Origin of the sequence: Streptomyces sp. NBC_00503 (genome assembly GCF_036346895.1) — a bacterium.
Taxonomy (GTDB): Bacteria; Actinomycetota; Actinomycetes; order Streptomycetales; family Streptomycetaceae; genus Streptomyces.
Genome location: NZ_CP107855.1, coordinates 4,927,824 through 4,948,217, shown reverse-complemented (window position 1 = coordinate 4,948,217; position 20,394 = coordinate 4,927,824). Strand labels below are relative to the sequence as shown.

Genomic DNA, 20,394 nt, shown 5'->3' with positions numbered 1-20,394 from the left:
CCCCACCCCATGTGGCCGTACACCGCTGCGCACGACCGACTATCCGATTATCGGTCATCCCATCATGGAATTTCGGCCTCGGGAAGGCCGATTCACGGCGGGTCGCTAACGATTGAGGTAAGTCAAGCCTGATATGACACGAGTTCGACGATTGTGATGTCCGACGGGGCTCCGACCCGGACCGGCGGCCCCCAGGCCCCGGCGCCGCGCGATACGTACAGCTGGGTGTCGCCGTAGCGCTCCAGCCCGGCGACGGTGGGATTGGCGAGCTCGGCGATGTAGTTGCCGGGCCACAGCTGGCCGCCGTGGGTGTGCCCGGACAGCTGGAGGTCGACCCCGTGCCGGACGGCCTCGTCGATCACGATGGGCTGGTGGGCGAGGAGCACGGCGGTACGGGCCCGGTCGCGGTCCCCGAGGGCCGCCTCGAAATCGGGACCCTGGCCCTCGCTCTCCCCCGCGACGTCGTTGACCCCGGCCAGGTCGAAGTACGGCAGCGGGCGGCGGGCGTTCTCCAGGGGCATGAGGCCGAGCTCGCGGACGTGCTCCACCCACGGGGCGGCGCCGGAGAAGTACTCGTGGTTGCCGGTGACGAAGTACGAGCCGTGCCGCGCGCGCAGGTGCCTGAGCGGCTCGGCGGCCGGCCCGAGGTCGTGCACGGTGCCGTCGACGAGGTCACCGACCACGGCGATGAGGTCGGGCTGGGTCCGGTTGATGGTCTCGACGATCCGGGCGGTGTGGGCGCGGCCGAGGATCGGGCCGAGGTGGATGTCGCTGACCACCGCGATGCGGAAGCCGTGCCCGGCGCGGGGCAGCTTCGCCAGGGGCACCTGGACCCGCTTCACGCGGGGGCCGCGCAGGACTCCGTAGGTGCCGTACCCGACGGTGCCGACCGCGGCGGCGCCGGCGGCCCCGGCCACGGTCCGCGCGAAGCGGCGGCGGCTGAGGGCCGAGGGGGGCTCGGGGGTCTGCCCGGCGGGGGCGGGCTCGGCGGGCGCTGCGGGGGCCGTGGGCGCGGCGGGGGCTGCGAGCGTGGCCTGCGGCGCGGTTCCCCTCCCCACCCCTTCCCGCCGCGCCGGATCGTGCGGCTCCGCCGCGAGGCGGGGCTCCGCCCCAGCCCCCGTCCGGGCCGCGCCCCCGGCGGCATCATCCGCGGCCGGCGGGGTGGCCGCGGTCGACCGGCGGAGCCACACCGCACGGATCGGCTCCGCGACCAGCATCGCCATCGACAGGTACAGCAGCACCGCCAGCCACATGAAGCCCGGCCAGGCGACCGTGCGCTGGAGCCAGAAGGGGACTCCCGCACGGCCGGCGACCAGGGCGGCCACCGCGAGCAGCGGCAGGGCGAAAGCCAGGGCCGTGCCCGCGCGGCGGGTACGGCTGCCCGGGGCGGTGGTGTCGCGGACCAGGCGGGTCCAGAGCCAGCGGTGCACCAGGACCAGGAGGGCCAGTACGACCAGGGCTACGGCCGCGAACAGGAGGATCGTCACGCGTCCGGCCCCTGACGTGATTCGCGCCGCAGCGCCCTCACCCCGCGCAACCCGATCACTCCGACGGCCGTCCCCAGGAGAAAGGACGCCACCGCCAGGAGAAGGTGGACCCAGAAGTACGCGGTCGGGCTCCCTGCCTCGTCGAATGCCAGACCGCTGCCGTCCTTCCACAGGTTCCGGACGAAAGACACCCAGATGAACCAGCTCCACACTCCGAAGGCGAGCAGGAACCAGGAAGCGGCGCGGCTGAGTTTCATGAGCTCAGTATCGGTTTCGTCCCCAGGACGGCCGCGCCGGGGTGGGCTGTCCCGGCGGTGGTTGCGGCGGGTTGGCCGGTCCGTGCCGGTGGTCACAGCATCGGGATGTACTTTCACCTGCGTGTCTGCCAAGAAGACCGCGTTGACGGTCCTTTCCGCCGCACTGCCCGCGCTGCTGCTCCCGGCTCTGTTCGTGTCGCCCGCGCACGCCGCGCCGACGCCCTCGCCGACGCCGCCGGCCGACGGGAAGGGGCAGCCGGCCAAGGCGCCCGCGCCGCCCGCCTCGATGTCGACGGTCGGCGGAGCCTCGCTCGGGCAGCCCGGTACGCAGGTCAACCTGTTGCCCGGCGCGCCCGCCCTGCCGGCGAACCTGACGGGCCGCTCCTGGATCGTGGCCGACGCCGAGACCGGTGAGGTCCTGGCGGCGCACAACGCGCACTGGCGGCTCCCCCCGGCCTCCACCATGAAGATGCTCTTCGCGGACACCGTCCTGCCGACCCTGCCCAAGGAGACGGTCCACAAGGTCACCGAGCAGGAGCTGTCGGGGGTCGGCGCCGGTTCCAGCCTGGTCGGCGTCAAGGAGGACACCGAATACAGCGTCCACGACCTGTGGCTCGGGGTGTTCCTGCGCTCCGGGAACGACGCCGTGCACGTACTTTCGGCCATGAACGGCGGCGTCGAGAAGACCGTCAAGGACATGCAGGCGCACGCCGAGGAGCTCCAGGCACTGGACACCCACGTGATCTCACCGGACGGCTACGACGCTCCGGGCCAGGTCTCCAGCGCCTACGACCTCACCCTCATCGCCCGCTCCGGCCTGCAGAAGGCGGACTTCCGGGAGTACTGCGGCACGGCGAGCGCGAAGTTCCCCGGCAAGCAGGAGGCCGGGAAGCCGCGCGAGACCTTCGAGATCCAGAACACCAACCGGCTGATGACGGGTGCGGGCGGCCTCTCCCCCTACAAGGGCATCGCCGGGGTGAAGAACGGCAACACCACCATGGCCGGCTCCACCTTCACCGGCGCCGCCCAGCGCGGCGACAAGAAGCTGCTGGTCACCGTGATGAACCCGGGCACCGGCGGCGCGAACTCCGTGTACGAGGAGACCGCCGACCTGCTGGACTGGGGTTTCGCGGCGGTCGGGAAGGTCAAGCCGGTGGGTGAGCTGGTGCCGCCGAAGAGCGCCGACACCACGTCCCACGGCTCCCCGGCCCAGTCCCACGAGAACAACCCCTCGGCGGCCGGCGGCTCCGGCAGCAGCGGGGTCGCCACCGCCCTCGGCATCGCGGGCGGGGTGCTGGCGGTGGTGGGCGGCGGGGCCTACGTGCTCAACCGGCGTCTGCCGCGAGGCCGCGGCCGCCGCGCCCCGGGCCGCGAGGCCCCGTAGAGCCGACCGGCCACGGAGCCGGATCCGGGATCAGCCGGCCGCCGGGACCGTCCCCGGCCCGGACTTCCCCGGATCCGCCTCCGGGGCGGGCTCAGGCTCCGGGACGGGCTCCGGCTCCGGGACGGGCCCCGGCTCCGGGTCCTCGACCCCGTCGCCGTCCGCGTCGTCGCGGCTCGCCGTCCAGGCCGCGCAGAACAGCAGCAGCTTCGCCGTCAGGTTGATCCAGATCAGCAGGGCGATCGGCACACCGAAGGCCCCGTACATGCTCTTCGTGGCCACCTCCCGCATGTAGCCGCTGAGCAGCAGTTTCAGCAGCTCGAAGCCGGCCGCGCCGATCAGGGCCGCCTGGATCAGGCGGCCGCGCGGGGGTTCGACGCCCGGGAGCAGGGTCAGGACGTAGAGCAGCAGCAGGAAGGCGGCCAGGACGCCGACGAGGAAGGCCGCGGTGCGCAGCAGGCCGCCGCCGACTCCGTCACGCGGCAGGCCGATCCAGTTGCCGGCCTTGCCGACCAGGCTGGAGCCGACGATCGAGGCCGCGGCCGAGGCCAGGACCGCCCCGCCGAGGCCGATGAGGACCAGGGCGTCCTTGCCCTTGCGGACGATGGGGTTTCCCTCGTCCTCGTCGTCCTTGTCCCATACGGCGCGCAGGCAGCCGCGCATCGAGCCGACCCAGCCGATGCCGGTGAAGAGCAGGATTCCGGCGGCCACCAGCCCGACCGTGCCGGCGTTCGCGACCAGCGCGTTGATGTCGAGCTGGTCGGAGATGCCGGGCACCTGCTCGGCGAGGTTCTTCTGGAGCCGGTCGAGCTGGTCCTGGCTGAGCAGCGCCGCGCCGATCGCGGCGGCCACGGTGATCAGGGGGAAGAGCGCGACGAAGCTGATGAAGGTGATCGCGGCGGCGAGCCGGCCCCAGTGCACCCGGTCGAGCCGCTGGTACGAACGCCACAGGTGGGTCCGCATCAGCGCGGACATCAGGGTCCCGATCACCGGGATTTTCGTCAGCCAGTCCATGCCGTCACCGTAAATGAGCTGTCGGAAATAGCCGGGATTGCCGCAATTGGGGACTACGGTCGTCGATTGTGACTTTTCGCCCGACGGCTCGGCCGTTCCACGCCCTGATCCTGCGAAGGATCAGCTTCCGGTTCCGGTTCCTGCGTCAGGAACGGCGTACGGTCGCCTCGCCCGCGGCGGCCGCCGGGCTGTCGGTCGCCGAGCCCAGCTGCGCCGGAACGCCCGGTGCGCCGCCCCCGAACGGATACTCCCGCAGCTTGCGCCAGACCCCGTCCGAGCCCTGCTCGTAGAGGGCGAAACCGCCGCAGGTCCACTCCGCCGCATAGTCCGCGAGGGTGCTGAACGCCAGGTCCATCGCCTCCTCGGAGATCCCGTGGGCGACCGTGACGTGCGGGTGGTACGGGAACGCCAGCTCCCGGCTGAGCGGCCCCTGCTCGTCGCGGACCCGGCCCTGGAGCCGGGTGCAGCCCGTGCCGCCCTCGACGACCTGGACGAAGACGACCGGCGAGAGGGGCCGGAAGGTTCCCGTGCCGGCCAGCCGCATCGGGAAGGGCCGTCCGGCGGCTGCGACCTCGGCCAGGTGGGCGCGGATCTCCGGCAGCCGCTCCGCGGCCACCTCCGTCGGCGGCAGGAGGGTGACGTGCGTGGGAATGCCGTGCGCGGCGGCGTCCCCGAAGCCCGCGCGCAGCTCCTGGAGGCTGCTGCCGTACGGCTCCGGGACCGCGATCGAAACGCCGAGCGTTACGGTCCCCACGAATCTCTCCTCCGCCTGTCGTTCCTGTGCGTCGTCGGTGCGCGGCCTGTGGGCCGAGCGGGTGCTGCCGCACCAGTGTGGCGGCAGCACCCCCCGGATCGCCAGGGCCCTCTTCCTCTTCCGTGCGTCTCAGTGCTTCGCGGGCAGGAATCCGAGGTGGTCGTAAGCCTGCGCCAGAGTCTCCGACGCGACCGCGCGAGCCTTCTCCGCGCCCTTGGCCAGCAGGTTGTCCAGGGTCTCCGGGTCGTCCAGGTACTCCTGGGTGCGCTGCTTGAACGGTGTGACGAAATCGACCATCACTCCGGCGAGATCGGTCTTGAGCGCGCCGTAGCCCTTGCCCTCGTACGCGGTCTCCAGCGCGGCGACCGACTCACCCGTGAGGGTGGAGAAGATCGTGAGCAGATTGCTGACGCCGGGCTTCTCCACCGGGTCGAAGCGGACGACGGCCTCGGTGTCCGTGACGGCGCTCTTGATCTTCTTCTCGGTGGCCTTGGGCTCGTCGAGGAGGTTGATCAGGCCCTTGGGGGACGACGCCGACTTCGACATCTTGATCGCCGGGTCCTGGAGGTCGTAGATCTTCGCGACCTCCTTGACGATGTGCGGCGCGGGCAGCGTGAAGGTCTTGCCGAAGCGCTGGTTGAAGCGCTCGGCCAGGTCGCGGGTCAGCTCGATGTGCTGGCGCTGGTCCTCGCCGACCGGGACGGCGTTCGCCTGGTAGAGCAGGATGTCGGCGACCTGCAGGATCGGGTACGTGAACAGGCCGACGGTGGCGTTGTTGGCGCCGCCCTTGGCGGACTTGTCCTTGAACTGGGTCATCCGGCTGGCCTCGCCGAAGCCGGTGATGCAGTTCATGACCCAGCCGAGCTGGGCGTGCTCGGGCACGTGGCTCTGGATGAAGAGCGTGCAGCGCTCGGGGTCCAGGCCGGCGGCGAGCAGCTGCGCGGCGGAGAGCCGGGTGTTCGCGCGCAGGTCCTTGGGATCCTGCGGCATGGTGATCGCGTGCAGGTCGACGACCATGTAGAACGCGTCGTGCGTCTCCTGTAGGGCGACGTACTGGCGGATCGCTCCGAGGTAGTTCCCGAGGTGGAACGAACCGGAGGTGGGCTGGATACCGGAGAGCGCGCGGGGACGATCAGAAGCCATGGCTTCATTCTCTCAGGTGCGATGACGGGCTCGGGCCCGCCTTTGACCGGATCTTGCCCGGCCCGGCCGGCCTCCCGGGGCTCCGCCCCGGACCCCGCGCCTCAAACGCCGGCGAGGCTGGATTTTCCCCTGCGGGGGCTCGAATTGCCCGGCGGGGCCGGAATTGCCGCTGCGCGGCATATTCCAGCCCGTCCGGCGTTTGAGGACCGGGTCCGGGCGGAGCCCGGGGAACGGTGGAAGGGCGGGTCGGGGACGAGCCCCGCAGGGCCCCGCCCCCTCCACCGCGTCGCTACGCCAGCGGGAGCCCCGGGGCCGGGAAGGCGGCCATCAGGTCCGAGACCTCCGCGCGGATCGCGGCCAGGGCCTGCTCGTCCCCGTCCGCGGCCGCGGACACCGCACGCGAGATCCAGTCGGCGACCACCGGCATGTGCTCGGTCGACAGACCCCGCGACGTCAGCGACGGCGTACCGATCCGGATCCCCGACGGGTCGAAGGGCTTGCGCGGGTCGAAGGGCACCGTGTTGTAGTTCACGACGATGCCCGCCCGGTCCAGCGCCTTCGCCGCGATCTTGCCCGGGACCCCGCGCGAGGTCAGGTCCATCAGGATCAGGTGGTTGTCCGTGCCGCCGGAGACCAGGTCGAAGCCCTGGGCCAGCAGTGCCGCGGCCAGCGCCTTGGCATTGGCGACGACCGCGTGGGCGTACGAGACGAAGGAGGGCTGCGCCGCCTCGTGGAGGGCCACGGCGATACCGGCCGTGGTCTGGTTGTGCGGGCCGCCCTGGAGGCCCGGGAAGACCGCCTTGTCGATGGCCTTCGCGTGCTCCTCGCGGCACATCAGCATCGCGCCGCGCGGGCCGCGCAGGGTCTTGTGGGTGGTGGTGGAGATGACGTCCACGTGGCCGGCCGGGGAGGGGTGCGCGCCGCCCGCGATCAGGCCCGCGATGTGCGCGACGTCGGCGACGAGGATCGAGCCCGCCTCCTTGGCGATCGAGGCGAAGGCCTCGAAGTCGATCGTGCGCGGGAGGGCGGTGCCGCCGCAGAAGATCAGCTTGGGGCGCTCGGCCAGCGCGAGTTCCCGTACGGCGTCGTAGTCGATCAGACCGGTGTCCGCCTGGACGCCGTACTGCACGCCCCGGAACCAGGAGCCGGTCGCCGAGACGCCCCAGCCGTGGGTCAGGTGCCCGCCCATCGGCAGGGCCATGCCCATCACGGTGTCGCCGGGCTTGGCGAAGGCCAGGTACACGGCGAGGTTGGCCGGGGAGCCGGAGTACGGCTGCACGTTCGCGTGGTCCACCCCGAAGAGGCCCTTCGCCCGCTCGACGGCCAGGGCCTCGATGCGGTCGATGTTCTGCTGGCCCTCGTAGTAGCGGCGGCCCGGGTAGCCCTCGCTGTACTTGTTCTGCAGCACGGTGCCGGAGGCTTCCAGCACGGCGGCGGACACGTAGTTCTCGCTGGGGATCAGGCGCAGGGTCTCCGCCTGGAGGGTTTCCTCGGCGGCGACGAAGGACGCCAGCTCGGGGTCGGTGCTGAACAGGGCGGGGTGGTGGCTCGCGCTCATGGCGGCTCCTCCGGGGTCGATGTCAGATCTCGTCCCCGCGAGGCCCAGGCGAGCGGCCCTGTATGCGGTCGTGCCCGCACGACTCCCCCGGAGTTCGTTCTCCGTACGCCAGTCGCCGTGCGTACGCACACCTTAGCGGGCGCGCCACGAGAAAGGTTTCTCCGGCCGGTATACGACCCAGGATGCAGAGTGACGCCACCCTCGTCACAGGCCATGAACGACGATCGGAGACCCCGTGTCGACAACTGCTGATGCCATCCGTTCCGCCGACGCGCACAGCGCGCACAACTACCACCCCCTGCCCGTCGTCGTCGCGACCGCCGAAGGCGCGTGGATGACGGACGTGGAGGGCCGCCGCTACCTCGACATGCTCGCGGGCTACTCCGCGCTCAACTTCGGCCACGGCAACCGCCGCCTCCTCGATGCCGCCCGCGCCCAGCTGGAGCGGGTCACCCTCACCTCCCGCGCCTTCCACCACGACCGCTTCGCGGACTTCTGCACCGAGCTGGCCGCGCTGTGCGGCAAGGAGATGGTGCTGCCCATGAACACGGGCGCGGAGGCCGTGGAGACGGCCGTCAAGACCGCCCGCAAGTGGGGGTACGAGGTCAAGGGCGTCCCGGACGGCCACGCCAAGATCGTGGTCGCGTCCGACAACTTCCACGGCCGCACCACCACGATCGTGTCCTTCTCGACGGACCACGACGCCCGCGACCACTTCGGGCCCTACACCCCCGGGTTCGAGATCGTCCCGTACGGGGACCTCACCGCGCTCTCCCACGCCGTCACCTCCAACACGGTCGCCGTGCTCCTGGAGCCCATCCAGGGCGAGGCGGGCGTCCTCGTACCGCCCGCCGGATACCTCCAGGGCGTACGGGAACTGACGCGCGAGCGGAACGTCCTCTTCATGGCGGACGAGATCCAGTCGGGGCTGGGCCGGACCGGGAAGACCTTCGCGTGCGAGCACGAGGGAGTGGTCCCGGACGTCTACATCCTCGGCAAGGCCCTGGGCGGCGGGGTCGTCCCCGTCTCGGCGGTGGTCGCCGACCGCGACGTCCTCGGCGTGTTCAAGCCGGGCGAGCACGGCTCCACCTTCGGCGGGAACCCCCTGGCCTGCGCCGTGGCCCTGGAGGTCATCGCGATGCTGCGCTCCGGCGAGTACCAGCAGCGCGCCACCGAGCTCGGCGACCACCTGCACCGGGAGCTGAACCTGCTGGTCGGCGGCGGTGCGGTGACCGCCGTACGGGGCCGCGGGCTGTGGGCGGGCATCGACATCGACCCGGCGCGCGGCACCGGCCGGGAGATCTCCGAGAAGCTGATGGACCTCGGGGTCCTGGTCAAGGACACCCACGGGTCGACGATCCGGATCGCACCGCCGCTGGTGATCAGCAAGGAGGACCTGGACTGGGGCCTGGACCAGCTCAGGTCGGTCCTCGCCACCGAATAGCGGCTCCTCTCAGAGGATGCTGCGCCTACAAGATGCTGCGCCTACAAAATGACGTGGGGCAGGAAGCGGGCGTACTCGTCCGTGACCGGCCCCGCCGATTCGCGGATGCCGAGCCCCGCCGCCTCGTCCTCGACGACCCACGCGCCGAGCACCACCCGGTTGCCGTCGAAGTCGGGCAGCGGGGCGAGGGCCTGGAAGACGTACGTCTCGTCCGGCTCCGGCACGAACGGCTCGCCGCCCACCGGATGCAGGGTGACCCCGGCGCCCTCGCGCCCCAGCAGCGGCTTCGCCGCGTAACCGCCGGTCTCCGCCAGCTCGCGCGGGCCGTCGAGGTAGGCGGGCAGCAGGTTCGGGTGCTCCGGGAAGAGCTCCCACAGGACGGCCAGCAGCGCCTTGTTGGAGAGCAGCATCTTCCACAGCGGCTCGATCCAGGCGGTGGTGCCGGAGCCGCCGCCGTGGTCGTAGCTGCCCAGCACCTGCGGGGCGAACTCGTCGGTGACCAGCCACTCCCACGGGTAGAGCTTGAAGCACGCGCGGATGAAGCCCAGCTTCTCGTCCACGAACCGGCCGGACAGGGCGTCCCAGCCGATCCTCTCGACGGACAGCGCCCGCGCGTCGATGCCGGCCTGCTCGGCGGTCTCCCGGAGGTAGGCGACCGTCATCAGGTCCTCGCCGAGCTCGTCGGTCTCGGAGTGCGCGAAGTGCAGCGGGCCGGGGGGCAGCAGTTCCGCCTGCCGGCGCCAGGCCTCGACCAGCCGCTCGTGCAGGGAGTTCCACTGGTCGGCGCCCGGGAAGCGCTCCTCCATCCAGAACCACTGCGGGCTGGCGGCCTCCACCAGGGAGGTCGGGGTGTCGGCGTTGTACTCCAGCATCTTGGCGGGGCTGCCCTCGGCCCCGTCGTAGCGCAGGTCGAAGCGGCCGTAGAGCGAGGGCTGTTCGGCGCGCCGCCGCCAGGACTCGGCGATGAGCGCGGCGAGCTTCGGGTCGGTGATGCCGAGGTCCGCGAAGCGGTCGTGCTCGACGATGTGCTCCGCCGCCGCCAGGCACATGGCGTGCAGCTCCTCGACCACGTTCTCCAGCGCCTCCACCTCGGGCAGCGAGAAGGAGTAGTACGCGCTCTCGTCCCAGTAGGGGCGCAGGGAGTCGTCGGGGTAGCGGGTGAGCGGGTAGATCAGCCCCTGTTCCTCGACGGTCTTCTGCCAGTCGGGGCGGGGTTCGATCGTGTGGCGCTTCATCGGTGTGCGTTCCCTCGGGTATCGGGCGGCCGGGCTCGGTCAGCCGCCGCTGGAGCCGGAGCTCTTGTGCCCGCCGATGCCGCCGCGGGTGACGGCCGATTTGTCGAAGCTGCCGCCGGAGGCCTTGCCGCTGCGCACGGAGCCGCCGTAGTAGTACGTGCCGCGGCTGGTGGTGCCGCCGCTGCCGGTCTTGCAGTACTTGTCGTCGAGCTTGTCCAGCGTGGTCCGGTCGACGCAGCGCCTGTCCGGTTCGCTGCTGTTGCCGCAGGCCACCAGGGTGGCTGCGAGCAGGCCCATGCCTCCGAGGACGACGGCGCCGGAACGCATGCGGCGCTGCTTGGTGCGGCTGCTGGTGTCCATGTCTACTGCTCCCCCTAGGGCCTGTGCTGCCGACAGAGTAGAGCGGGTCCCCGGACCGATGGAATCCGGCCGTCCCCCGATCCGCGGGACTAGAGTCGCTTCGTGCTCATTGGGATGGTTTGCGCGCTCGGTGCGGCGGTCTGCTTCGGCACGGCGTCGGTCCTTCAGGCGGTGGCGGCGCGGGCGGCGGAGCCCGGGACGGGCTCGGGGGTCGACACCGCCCTGCTCCTACGGGCGCTGCGCCAGTGGCGCTACCTCGCCGGACTGGGCCTGGACGGGCTCGGCTTCGTCCTCCAGATCATCGCCCTGCGCCACCTCCCCATCTACGCGGTGGGCGCCGCCCTCGCCGCCAGCCTCGCGGTGACGGCGGTGGTCGCGGCGCGGCTGCTGCGGGTCCGGCTCAGCGGAACGGAATGGGCCGCGGTGGCGGTGGTGTGCGGGGGGCTGGTGATGCTCGGACTGTCCTCGGGAGAGGAGGGCTCCCAGGCCGGTTCGCTCGCGCTGAAGCTGGGGCTGCTGGGGGTGGCGGGGCTGGTGCTCGTGGTCGGAGCCGTGGCGGGCGGGCTGCCGGACCGCAGCCGGGCGCTGGCGCTGGGCCTGGCGGCCGGGACGGGCTTCGGGGTGGTGGAGGTCGCGGTCCGGCTCATCGACGAGGTCTCGCTGTCGGCCCTGTCCAACCCGGCGCTGTACGCGCTGCTGCTGGGCGGTGGTTCGGCCTTCCTGCTGCTCACCTCGGCCCTGCAGCGGGGCTCCGTGACGGTGGCCACCGCCGGGATGGTGCTGGGCGAGACCCTCGGCCCGGCGGCGGTGGGCGTGGCCTGGCTGGGCGACCGCACCCGCGAGGGTCTGACCTGGCTGGCGATCACCGGCTTCGCTGTCTCCGTGGCTGGCGCCCTGGCACTGGCCCGCTTCGGCGAGCCCCCGGCGCAGGAAGGGGAGGAGTCCGGGCCGACGGAGGCCTGAGGCGGTCTCACGGCAGCGCGGCGACCAGCGCGGCCAGGGTCGCGGACCAGGCGCTCTGGGTCGGGGTGCCGAAGCCGACGACCAGGGCCTCGCGCGGGGCCGCCGTCGCCTCCGGGTGGCGGAAATAGGACAGCGACTGGAGGCCCAGGTCCTGCCAGGCGGCTGCCCGCAGGGCCGCGCGTTCCCCGCCCGGCTCCAGGTCCAGGACCGCGTGGAGTCCCGCCGCGATCCCGGAGACCGCCACCCGGTCCCCGACCGCCGCCACCAGCTCGTCCCGGCGCCGCCGGTACCGCAGCCGCATCCCGCGCACGTGCCGGTCGTACGCCCCCGACCGGATGAACTCCGCGAGCGTCAGCTGGTCCAGCGCGCTGGAGCTCCAGTCGGTCCGGCCCTTCGCCGCGACCACCTCGTCGAGCAGCGCGGGCGGGACCACCATCCAGCCCATGCGCAGCCCCGGCGCCAGGGACTTGCTCGCCGTGCCGAGGTAGACCACCCGGCCCGGGTCCAGCCCCTGCAGCGCGCCCACCGGCTGGCGGTCGTAGCGGAACTCGCCGTCGTAGTCGTCCTCCAGGATCAGCCCGCCCGTGGACCGGGCCCAGTCCACCGCCGCCGCCCTGCGTACCGGGGTCAGCGCGGCGCCCGTCGGGAACTGGTGCGCCGGGGTGAGGAGCACCGCGCCCGAAGCGGGGGACAGCGAGTGGGTGTGCGCTCCCGCCGCGTCCACCTCCAGCGGCCGGGTCCGCAGCCCCGCCGCGGTCAGCAGGTCCCGGTGCTCGTCGAGCCCGTAGCTCTCCACCGCCACCTCCCGGACCCGGCGCGCCCGCAGCAGCTTCGCCAGCACCATCACCCCGTGCGCGAACCCGGAGCACAGCACGATCCGTTCCGGGTCCGCGTGCACCCCGCGGGCCCGTGCCAGGTACCCGGCCAGGGCTTCGCGCAGTTCCACCCGGCCGCGCGGGTCCCCGTACCCGAAGGCCTCGTTGGGGGCGTCGGTCAGGGCCCGGCGGGCCGCCGACAGCCAGGCCGCGCGCGGGAAGCCGCCCAGGTCGGGGGTGCCGGGGAAGAGGCTGTACGAGGTCCTCGCGCGCACGGGGCGCCGTACGGGCGCGGCCGGAGCGCTGCGCCGCTCCCGGGCCCGTTCCGCGACCCGGGTCCCGGAGCCCTGCCGGGCCGTCAGCCAGCCCTCGGCGACGAGCTCGGCGTACGCCTCGGCGACGGTGTTGCGGGCGATCCCCAGATCGGCGGCGAGCGAGCGCGAGGAGGGCAGCCGGGTCCCCGGGGCGAGCCGCCCGCTGCGCGCGGCCTCGCGCAGCGCCTCGGTCAGCCCGGCCCGCAGACCGCGTCCCGCGGACAGCTCCAGGTGCAGGTCCGCGCCGAAAGTGGCCCAGGATTCCGTCATGGATATGGACCATACCGGCGGGCCGCCTGCTTCGTAGGGTGGGCTCATGACCACTCACGTGCACACCACCGACCTCGCCGCCGAACACGCCCCCCGCGGCAACTGGGGCCAGCACTCCCCCGAGATCTACAAGGCGGTCCTGGCCCTGGAGATCGCCGCGAAGAAGGGCCTGGACCCCTCGCTCGTCGAGCTCGTCAAGATCCGCGCCTCACAGCTCAACCACTGCGCCTTCTGCCTCGACATGCACACGAAGGACGCCATCGCGGCGGGCGAGAGCGTCGAGCGGATCGTGCTGCTCGGCGCCTGGGAGGAGTCGCGGCACTTCTACACCGAGAAGGAGCTCGCCGCGATCGAGCTGACCGAGGCCGTCACGGTCCTGACGGAGGGCTTCGTGCCCGACGAGGTGTTCGAGAAGGCGTCGAAGCACTTCGAGGAGAAGGAGCTGACCCAGCTGATCGCCGTGATCGCGACGATCAACGTCTGGAACCGCTTCGGCGTCACCTACCGCATGGCCCCGGGCCACTACACCCCCGGCATGTACAACAAGTAGTCGGCGGACCGGTCCTCCCGGCCGCGTCAGCCGGCCGGGCGGAAGGCTGCCAGGGCGGCGGCGTGGTGCTCCTGGGTGAGCGTCCACTCGGGGGCCGGGCCGGCCGTCAGGACGGCCCACTTCTTGCCGTCCTGCGCGAAGAAGACCCGTTCGATCCCGCGCCGCCTGCCGTGCGATTCCGCGCTGTCGTACTCGTAGACGAGCTCGCCGGCGTCGGCGGCGCCGGGTGCCGGGCCGACCCGGATCTCCTGGTAGCCGGAGGTCTGGGCCCGCAGGTACGAGGAGGCGCCCTGGACGGCTCCGAGCGGGCTCAGGTCGGCCTCGCTGACCTGGAAGATCTGGACCAGGGAGGCGCGGTCGGGCGAGCGGTAGAAGACTCCCGAGGCGGCCTCCTCCCTGACCCAGCCGACGGGCACGGCGACGGTGAAGCCCTTCGCGTCGCGCACCGTCTCGTGCGCGGTGCTGCCGCTGGCGCCGGGGCTGGGGCTACGGGTGGGACTGGCGCTGGGGCTCGGTCCGGAGGCAGCGGTACCGGTGGGCGCGGGCGCGGCGGATGCGTCGCCGGTCGCCGGAGCGCTCGAAGCGGTGAGCCCCGGGGGCACGGGCTCGTCCCCCCGCTCCCGCTCCACGAACCAGACGGCCGCCGCGCCGATCGCGAGCGCGGCCACCGCGACCACCGCCGTCGTGGGCGTCAGCCACCGGCCGCGCGGCCCGTCGGGGCGCGGGGGCCCCGGCGGTACGGGCCCGGGCGGCACGGACCCCGGGTACGGGTCGTACTGGGGCAGGGGCTGGTGACCCGACGGGGCTCCGGGCCCGGGATGGACCGGGGCGTAACCGGGCGGGACGGGCGGGACGGAAGGTGCGGAAGGTGCGCCTGGCGGCCACGCCTGGCCCGGGGCGGGGCCGGGCGGCGGGCCCGGAGCGGGCGTCGGGGGCGCAGTCGGCGCCGGTGCCGGTGCCGGGGCGGGCGCCGGGGCCGAGGCCTGGGCCGGGCCGTCCGAGACCCAACGCTGGGTCTGCGGGTCCCAGCGGGGTGCGCCCTGCGGCTGCGAGGCCACGGCTCAGCCCCCCAGCGAGGTCAGCAGCCCGGCCAGCGCCGTGGCCGCGCTGACCGATTCCACCAGCGGGGCCCAGCGTTCCAGCGCCCCGCGCAGCCGGGTGACCAGGCCGGGGCGGATCTCCGCCGCCCCCTCCAGTCCCTCGGCGACCCCGTCCAGTTCGGTGTCGAGCGCCGTCCGGTCCGCGCCGCGCGGCAGCCGTACGAGGGCCGCGCGCAGCTCCAGTACCGCCTCCAGGAGCGCCTCCGGTGCGACGGCCCCGGCCGCCGTGTCCCCGTGGTGGACGGTGTTGGTGTTGTTGCTGCCCCCGATGCTGAAGGCGCTGCCGGTGATTCCGCCGATCCGGACGGACGGCTCGGACCCGCCCGTGCCCGTACCGGTCCCCGTACCGCTGTCGTCAGTTGCCACCGCTGCTCCCCCTGCCCCTGCCGCCGCCGTGGCGGACGGTGTTGGTGTTGTTGCTGCCGCCGACGCTGAAGGTGCTGCCGTTCACCGACTGGATGAACGTGCCGCCTTCGGCCACGTTGACCGCCCGCGCCGCGAACTCCTCGGTGTGCCAGCCCGCCTCGTGCAGGGCGAGCACGATCCCCCCGACGACCCGGTCCTGAATGGTCTTCAGGAAGCGGTCGAGGTCCATGAGGTGGAACAGCGAGCCGTTGTCCTGGGAGGCCAGGTCGCGCACCGACACCCGCGGCCCCTCGGGCCGGGCGCCGCCGTGCCCGGCGGTGGCGATCCGCCACCAGCTGACCAGGCCGCGGCCCAGGGTGGCGACGGAGGCCGCGATGGATCCGGGGGTGTTGCGCACGGCCCAGACGGCCTTGCCGAACGCGTTGTTGTTCCGGTGGCGCTGGGCGTCGGCGTCCGCGTTGTGGAAGGTGACGTGGACGGGGAGCAGCACGTGCGGGGCCACTTCCAGCATCATCATCCCGCCCTGCGTGTGGACCCGTACGAAGACGGTGACGACGAGGTTCTCGTCCCAGCCGCCGACCCGGACCCGCAGGAAGTGCCGGCGTCGTTCGCCGCCCTCCTCGATGGCGGCGGCCCGCTGTTCGCCGTACTGGCCGTGGACGACCTGGGCGGTGTCGCGGTGCGGCAGTCCGGCGGCGGGCAGGAACACGCACTCGTCCACGACCAGTTCGCGCATCCGGTCCCCGACGGCGGCGGCCGACTCGGGGGAACCGTGCGGCGAGGGCACCCGCAGGCGCTCCAGCAGCGGCACGACCTTGCCGAGGATGTGGGCGTTGGTGACCGGGACCGGCTTGCGGTCGGGTCCGAGGTCCTCGCGCGGGCGCAGTTCCACGGACAGCTGCCAGGGCATGTAGGGATCACCCGCCCCGCAGAACGGGTCGTTGACGTCGTACATGATCACCGGCGCGAACTGCTCGGCCCGGATGCGCTGGCGGATCCGCTGGAAGCGGGCTCCCTGGGCGGCTTCGGCCGGGTCGCCCGCGTGGTCGGCGTAGCGCTGCGGGTTGAGGTCGGTGGCGATGGTCCGGAAGACGTACCCGCGCTGGAGTCCCACGACGGTGGCCACGGCGCCGAGGACCACGGGCAGCCACCAGGCGGTGGCGCTGCCGCTGAGGGCGCTGCCCGACGGGGCGAACGGCAGGCCCAGGATCCCGCCCGTGTTCCCGAGGGAGCTCAGCAGCGCGAGGCCGCCGAAGCCGAAGGCGAGCAGGATGAGGACGATCATCCACCAGACGTAGATGCGCAGGATCAGGGCGAGGGCGCGCAGCAGCGGGACGCTGCGGCCGCGCAGCCAGTCGGCCAGGCTGAGCATCAGGAACGGGAAGACCAGTACGGCGAGGGCGCCGCCGGTGAGCAGGGAGCCGACGAACCAGGCTCCGAGGACCCCGGCGGCCCAGCCGAGTTCGGCGCGGCGGGCGCGCAGCGCGTGGGCGAGCACCCGGGAGGCGTCGTAGCCGTAGGAGGGGGCGACGACCCGCTCCTCGTGGACGTACAGCTCGTCGATGACCCGGTCGCGGTAGCCGGCGTCCAGGTAGGTGCCCGCGCACAGGAAACGGCCCGCTTCGCTGAGGGAGGGGTGGACCGGCGGGCGACCGGCGGGCGGATCACCCCAGGCGCCGCTGTCGGGCCGGCGGGGAATCGGGATCTCGGTCACCGGTCGACCTTAGGTTTTCCCTACACCCCGCGATAGAAAGAATCACGCCAAAGCGCCCCGTGCCAGGTTTGGCCGGGGCGCTTCGACGTACGTACTAATTCGCTCAGACTGATGTGCCCACAGGACGCGCTCAGCCTGAATGCGCTCAGATCAGGCCGAGCTCGCGCACCGCGTCGCGCTCCTCGACGAGCTCCGCCACGGACGCGTCGATGCGCGCACGGGAGAACTCGTTGATGTCCAGGCCCTGGACGATCTCGTAGCGGCCGTCCTTGGTGGTGACCGGGAAGGAGGAGATGATGCCCTCCGGCACGCCGTAGGAGCCGTCCGACGGGATGCCCATCGAGGTCCAGTCGCCCGCCGCGGTGCCGTTGACCCACGTGTGGACGTGGTCGATGGCGGCGTTGGCGGCCGAGGCGGCCGAGGACGCGCCGCGGGCCTCGATGATCGCCGCGCCGCGCTTGGCGACGGTCGGGATGAAGTCGTCCGACAGCCAGGCCTGGTCGTTGACCAGCTCGGCGGCGTTCTTGCCGGCGATCTCCGCGTGGAAGATGTCCGGGTACTGGGTCGCCGAGTGGTTGCCCCAGATGGTCAGGCGCTTGATGTCGGAGACGGCGGCGCCGGTCTTGGCGGCCAGCTGCGAGATCGCGCGGTTGTGGTCCAGGCGGGTCATCGCGGTGAAGCGCTCGGCCGGTACGTCCGGGGCGGCGGCCTGCGCGATGAGCGCGTTGGTGTTGGCCGGGTTGCCCACGACCAGGACCTTGATGTCGTCCGCGGCGTGCGCGTTGATCGCGGCGCCCTGCGGCTTGAAGATGCCGCCGTTGGCGGAGAGCAGGTCACCGCGCTCCATGCCCTTGGTGCGCGGGCGGGCGCCGACCAGCAGCGCGACGTTGGCACCCTCGAAACCCTTGTTCGGGTCGTCGAAGATGTCGATGCCGGCGAGCAGCGGGAAGGCGCAGTCGTCGAGCTCCATGGCGGTGCCCTGGGCGGCCTTCATGCCCTGGGGGATCTCCAGAAGACGGAGCTTGACCGGCACGTCCGCGCCGAGCAGGTGGCCGGACGCGATGCGGAAGAGCAGCGCGTAGCCGATCTGGCCGGCGGCGCCGGTGACGGTGACATTCACGGGAGTGCGGGTCATGGCCTTCTCCGTTAGACAGCTGGCGGTGGGGCGTCCCTGCCCCATGTGCTGGGAGGACGCCGCTCCGTGGCCCAGTAAATCTTGACGTGAAGAGACATCCGCCGTCAGGCTATCCGACCCTGGAGCACCCCAATCCCCCGGCCCGTGTGGTGCGTGGCACACGGGTGGTGCCAGGACGCCCTCCGGACGCCCGTCGGAGGCTCTCCTGGGCGCCCGCCGGACCGCGCGCGGACGGTGCCGCGGCGGCCCCGGTGCGGACCCGGTGCGGGTGTGTCACACCTGGAAGATCTCCCCGGTCCGGTGCCCTTCGACGGACTTGACGTAGGCGTTGGCGGCCCGCGCCACCGGTACCGCGTCGAATCCCGCGAAGGTGTCCCCGTAGATGCCCATGGACTCCTCGAAGACGGTCGGGCTGACGGCGTTGATCCGCTGCCGGCCGGGGAGTTCGATGGCCGCGGCCCGTACGAAGGCCTCCACCGCGCCGTTGACGAGCGAGGCCACCGATCCCGTCAGCAGGGGCTCGCGGGCCAGGATGCCGGTGATCAGGGTGAACGAGGCGTGCGCGGGCAGCCGTACGGAGCCCTGGCGGACCAACTCGATCTGGGAGACGGCCTTGCCCTCCAGGCCCGCGCGCACGTCCTGGGTGCTCAGCTCGCCGAGCGGCTTCCACGGGACGCTGCCGGCCGCGACCGCCACCGCGTCCACGGGACCCACCGTGTCGTACATGGCCCGGATGGACTCCGGATCGGTGATGTCCACGTGGACGTCCGCGTCCTTGCGGGAGGCGGTGACGACCTCGTGACCGCGCCCGCGCAGGGCCTCCTGAACCGCTCGGCCGAGGGTTCCGTTCGCTCCGATGACTACAACCTTGATCGCGTTCATGACGTCGAGCATCGCCAGGAATGATCGCGAAGTCCACCGGTGGCGGCCGGGGCGGCGGCCGCCGGGACGGGCGGGGTGCTCGGGGCGGGCGGGGCGGTCAGCGGACCGTGAAGCGGACCGCGCTCTCCAGGAACGGGATGTGCAGCCACGGCTTGGGCTCCATGACCAGCGCGAGCAGCACGATCGCCACGCCCAGCAGCCCGTACGTGACCATGTCCGTGAACCGGGAGCGCACCGCGAGCATGCCCACGGAGGGCAGTATCCGGCGCAGCACCGAAGCCGCGATCAGCGCGATGCCGATCATCAGGCAGCCGAGGCGCGGGTGGCCCATGGCCGTGGCCAGCAGCCCGCCCGCCGTGGCGGCGAGGACCGCCAGCATCGGCCACTGGCGGGCCGGCGCGGGCGCGCCGCCGGGCGCGGCCCGGCCGCCGCCCTCGGGGCGGGCGGTGTCCCGGGTGACGGAGGGGAAGCGGCGGGAGCGCGCCGCACCGGCGGCGGCCTCGGCCTTCTCGGCCTTGGCTCCGGCTCCGGACCCCGATGCGGGCCCCGCGGCGGACCCGGCCGGCTCCCCCGGCCCCGAGGGCGCCGCAGGCTTCGTAGAGCCCGCGGATCCCTCGGAGTCCGCGCGCTCAGCCCGCACTGGGGACGATCCGCTCGGCGGCCTCGACCACGTTGACGAGGAGCTGGGCCCGGGTCATCGGGCCGACGCCGCCCGGGTTCGGGGAGATCCAGCCGGCCACGTCCGCGACCCCGGGGTGCACGTCCCCGACGATCTTGCCGTTCTCGTCGCGGCTGACGCCGACGTCGAGCACGGCCGCGCCGGGCTTCACGTCCTCCGGCTTGACCAGGTGCGGCACACCGGCCGCCGCGACGATGATGTCGGCCTGGCGCAGCTGGGCGGCCAGGTCGCGGGTGCCGGTGTGGCACATCGTCACCGTGGCGTTCTCCGACCTGCGGGTCAGCAGCAGGCCCATGGAGCGGCCGACCGTGATGCCTCGGCCGAGGAGCACGACATGCGCGCCGTTGATCTCCACGCCGTGGTGGCGCAGCAGCTGGACGATCCCGTACGGGGTACACGGCAGCGGGCCCGGCTCGTTCAGGACCAGCCTGCCGAGTGACATCGGGTGCAGGCCGTCGGCGTCCTTCGCCGGGTCCATCAGCTCCAGGACGCGGTTGGTGTCGATTCCCTTGGGAAGCGGGAGTTGGACGATGTAGCCCGTGCACTCCGGGTTGTCGTTCAGCTCGCGCACGACCGCCTCGATGTCCTCCTGGGAGGCCGTCGCGGGCAGTTCGCGCTGGATGGAGGCGATGCCGACCTCGGCGCAGTCCTTGTGCTTGCCGTTGACGTACCAGCGGCTGCCCGGGTCGTCGCCGACCAGCAGGGTGCCGAGGCCCGGGGTGATGCCCCGGGCCTTGAGCGCCGCCACGCGGGCGGTCAGTTCGGACTTGATCGCGGCTGCGGTGGCCTTGCCGTCGAGAATCTGGGCAGTCATGGCCCCATCCTCCCGGATGAGGCGGTCGCGGATCCAGTCGCATCCGCCCCGCGACCGGTCCGATTCGTTGCACTTGCACAACGAGTGGGCGGGCGGGCGCGACGCGGCTGGACAAGTCCACCCCGTTCGCACGACGATGACCGGAAGATGTGCCGCGGG

Annotated in this window: 20 protein-coding genes and 1 riboswitch; of the genes, 4 read left to right on the top strand and 16 right to left on the bottom strand. The window is 72.6% G+C overall.

Annotation, left to right across the window (positions count from 1 at the left end; all coding sequences use genetic code 11):
• Positions 1 to 122 precede the first annotated feature (122 nt).
• On the bottom strand, positions 123 to 1,487 hold the full coding sequence (locus OG490_RS23055; RefSeq protein WP_330298179.1) for a metallophosphoesterase: 1,365 nt from the start codon (positions 1,485 to 1,487) through the stop codon (positions 123 to 125).
• The gene (locus OG490_RS23050) at positions 1,484 to 1,744 is read right to left on the bottom strand and encodes an SCO4848 family membrane protein (protein WP_330298178.1); all 261 of its coding nucleotides are present in this window, start codon (positions 1,742 to 1,744) and stop codon (positions 1,484 to 1,486) included. Before OG490_RS23050 ends, OG490_RS23055 begins: the two co-directional genes overlap by 4 nt.
• 121 nt (positions 1,745 to 1,865) lie before the next feature.
• On the opposite strand from OG490_RS23050, the gene OG490_RS23045 reads away from it, so the two are divergent.
• Positions 1,866 to 3,128 carry a D-alanyl-D-alanine carboxypeptidase family protein gene (locus tag OG490_RS23045; RefSeq protein ID WP_330298177.1) on the top strand — a complete coding sequence of 421 codons (1,263 nt, stop codon included), beginning with the start codon at positions 1,866 to 1,868 and terminating at the stop codon, positions 3,126 to 3,128.
• Between the two features lie 30 nt (positions 3,129 to 3,158).
• On the opposite strand, the gene OG490_RS23040 is transcribed toward OG490_RS23045, so the two are convergent.
• The 4 genes from OG490_RS23040 to glyA all read right to left on the bottom strand — a co-directional run bounded on the left by OG490_RS23040 (position 3,159) and on the right by glyA (position 7,594).
• Entirely contained in the window at positions 3,159 to 4,139 is a 981-nt protein-coding gene (locus tag OG490_RS23040; protein WP_330298176.1) for a YihY/virulence factor BrkB family protein, read from the bottom strand.
• A gap of 145 nt (positions 4,140 to 4,284) precedes the next feature.
• Positions 4,285 to 4,893 (bottom strand): 2'-5' RNA ligase family protein, encoded by a 609-nt coding sequence (locus OG490_RS23035; protein ID WP_330298175.1) that lies wholly within the window; start codon positions 4,891 to 4,893, stop codon positions 4,285 to 4,287.
• Between the two features lie 129 nt (positions 4,894 to 5,022).
• Entirely contained in the window at positions 5,023 to 6,036 is a 1,014-nt protein-coding gene (trpS, locus tag OG490_RS23030; protein ID WP_330298174.1) for a tryptophan--tRNA ligase, read from the bottom strand.
• Between the two features lie 289 nt (positions 6,037 to 6,325).
• Positions 6,326 to 7,594, bottom strand: coding sequence for a serine hydroxymethyltransferase (glyA, locus tag OG490_RS23025; RefSeq protein ID WP_330298173.1), 1,269 nt, complete (start codon positions 7,592 to 7,594; stop codon positions 6,326 to 6,328).
• Between the two features lie 35 nt (positions 7,595 to 7,629).
• Positions 7,630 to 7,720, bottom strand: a riboswitch (ZMP/ZTP riboswitch).
• Positions 7,721 to 7,829: 109 nt separating this feature from the next.
• Between glyA and rocD the strand changes: the two genes are divergently transcribed.
• On the top strand, positions 7,830 to 9,038 hold the full coding sequence (gene rocD, locus OG490_RS23020) for an ornithine--oxo-acid transaminase (protein WP_330298172.1): 1,209 nt from the start codon (positions 7,830 to 7,832) through the stop codon (positions 9,036 to 9,038).
• A 41-nt stretch (positions 9,039 to 9,079) separates the two neighbouring features.
• Here rocD and OG490_RS23015 read toward each other — a convergent pair whose 3' ends face one another.
• Together OG490_RS23015 and OG490_RS23010 are read right to left on the bottom strand one after the other, a co-directional pair.
• Positions 9,080 to 10,273: a glutathionylspermidine synthase family protein gene (locus OG490_RS23015; RefSeq protein WP_330298171.1), complete on the bottom strand. Its 1,194-nt coding sequence runs from the start codon at positions 10,271 to 10,273 to the stop codon at positions 9,080 to 9,082.
• A gap of 39 nt (positions 10,274 to 10,312) precedes the next feature.
• Positions 10,313 to 10,633 (bottom strand): hypothetical protein, encoded by a 321-nt coding sequence (locus OG490_RS23010; protein ID WP_330298170.1) that lies wholly within the window; start codon positions 10,631 to 10,633, stop codon positions 10,313 to 10,315.
• 114 nt (positions 10,634 to 10,747) lie between these two features.
• On the opposite strand from OG490_RS23010, the gene OG490_RS23005 reads away from it, so the two are divergent.
• A complete protein-coding gene (locus OG490_RS23005) occupies positions 10,748 to 11,596 on the top strand; it encodes a hypothetical protein (protein ID WP_330301016.1) in 849 nt (282 codons plus the stop codon).
• Positions 11,597 to 11,603: 7 nt separating this feature from the next.
• On the opposite strand, the gene pdxR is transcribed toward OG490_RS23005, so the two are convergent.
• A complete protein-coding gene (gene pdxR / locus OG490_RS23000; RefSeq protein ID WP_330298169.1) occupies positions 11,604 to 12,995 on the bottom strand; it encodes a MocR-like pyridoxine biosynthesis transcription factor PdxR in 1,392 nt (463 codons plus the stop codon).
• A gap of 46 nt (positions 12,996 to 13,041) precedes the next feature.
• On the opposite strand from pdxR, the gene OG490_RS22995 reads away from it, so the two are divergent.
• Positions 13,042 to 13,545, top strand: coding sequence for a carboxymuconolactone decarboxylase family protein (locus tag OG490_RS22995; RefSeq protein WP_330298168.1), 504 nt, complete (start codon positions 13,042 to 13,044; stop codon positions 13,543 to 13,545).
• A gap of 26 nt (positions 13,546 to 13,571) precedes the next feature.
• On the opposite strand, the gene OG490_RS22990 is transcribed toward OG490_RS22995, so the two are convergent.
• From OG490_RS22990 to OG490_RS22960, 7 genes are all read right to left on the bottom strand, one after another.
• Positions 13,572 to 14,300: a hypothetical protein gene (locus OG490_RS22990; RefSeq protein WP_330298167.1), complete on the bottom strand. Its 729-nt coding sequence runs from the start codon at positions 14,298 to 14,300 to the stop codon at positions 13,572 to 13,574.
• A 306-nt stretch (positions 14,301 to 14,606) separates the two neighbouring features.
• Positions 14,607 to 15,011, bottom strand: coding sequence for a hypothetical protein (locus OG490_RS22985; protein WP_330298166.1), 405 nt, complete (start codon positions 15,009 to 15,011; stop codon positions 14,607 to 14,609).
• Positions 15,001 to 16,725 carry a hypothetical protein gene (locus tag OG490_RS22980; RefSeq protein WP_330298165.1) on the bottom strand — a complete coding sequence of 575 codons (1,725 nt, stop codon included), beginning with the start codon at positions 16,723 to 16,725 and terminating at the stop codon, positions 15,001 to 15,003. Before OG490_RS22980 ends, OG490_RS22985 begins: the two co-directional genes overlap by 11 nt.
• Before the next feature lie 145 nt (positions 16,726 to 16,870).
• The gene (locus OG490_RS22975; RefSeq protein WP_330298164.1) at positions 16,871 to 17,860 is read right to left on the bottom strand and encodes a malate dehydrogenase; all 990 of its coding nucleotides are present in this window, start codon (positions 17,858 to 17,860) and stop codon (positions 16,871 to 16,873) included.
• A gap of 273 nt (positions 17,861 to 18,133) precedes the next feature.
• The gene (locus OG490_RS22970) at positions 18,134 to 18,742 is read right to left on the bottom strand and encodes a short chain dehydrogenase (protein WP_330298163.1); all 609 of its coding nucleotides are present in this window, start codon (positions 18,740 to 18,742) and stop codon (positions 18,134 to 18,136) included.
• A gap of 97 nt (positions 18,743 to 18,839) precedes the next feature.
• Complete coding sequence (locus OG490_RS22965) at positions 18,840 to 19,382, bottom strand: DUF3017 domain-containing protein (RefSeq protein ID WP_330298162.1); 543 nt, start codon at positions 19,380 to 19,382, stop codon at positions 18,840 to 18,842.
• Positions 19,372 to 20,235: a bifunctional methylenetetrahydrofolate dehydrogenase/methenyltetrahydrofolate cyclohydrolase gene (locus OG490_RS22960; RefSeq protein ID WP_330298161.1), complete on the bottom strand. Its 864-nt coding sequence runs from the start codon at positions 20,233 to 20,235 to the stop codon at positions 19,372 to 19,374. The genes OG490_RS22965 and OG490_RS22960 overlap by 11 nt, the downstream gene beginning before the upstream one ends.
• Positions 20,236 to 20,394: the final 159 nt, after the last annotated feature.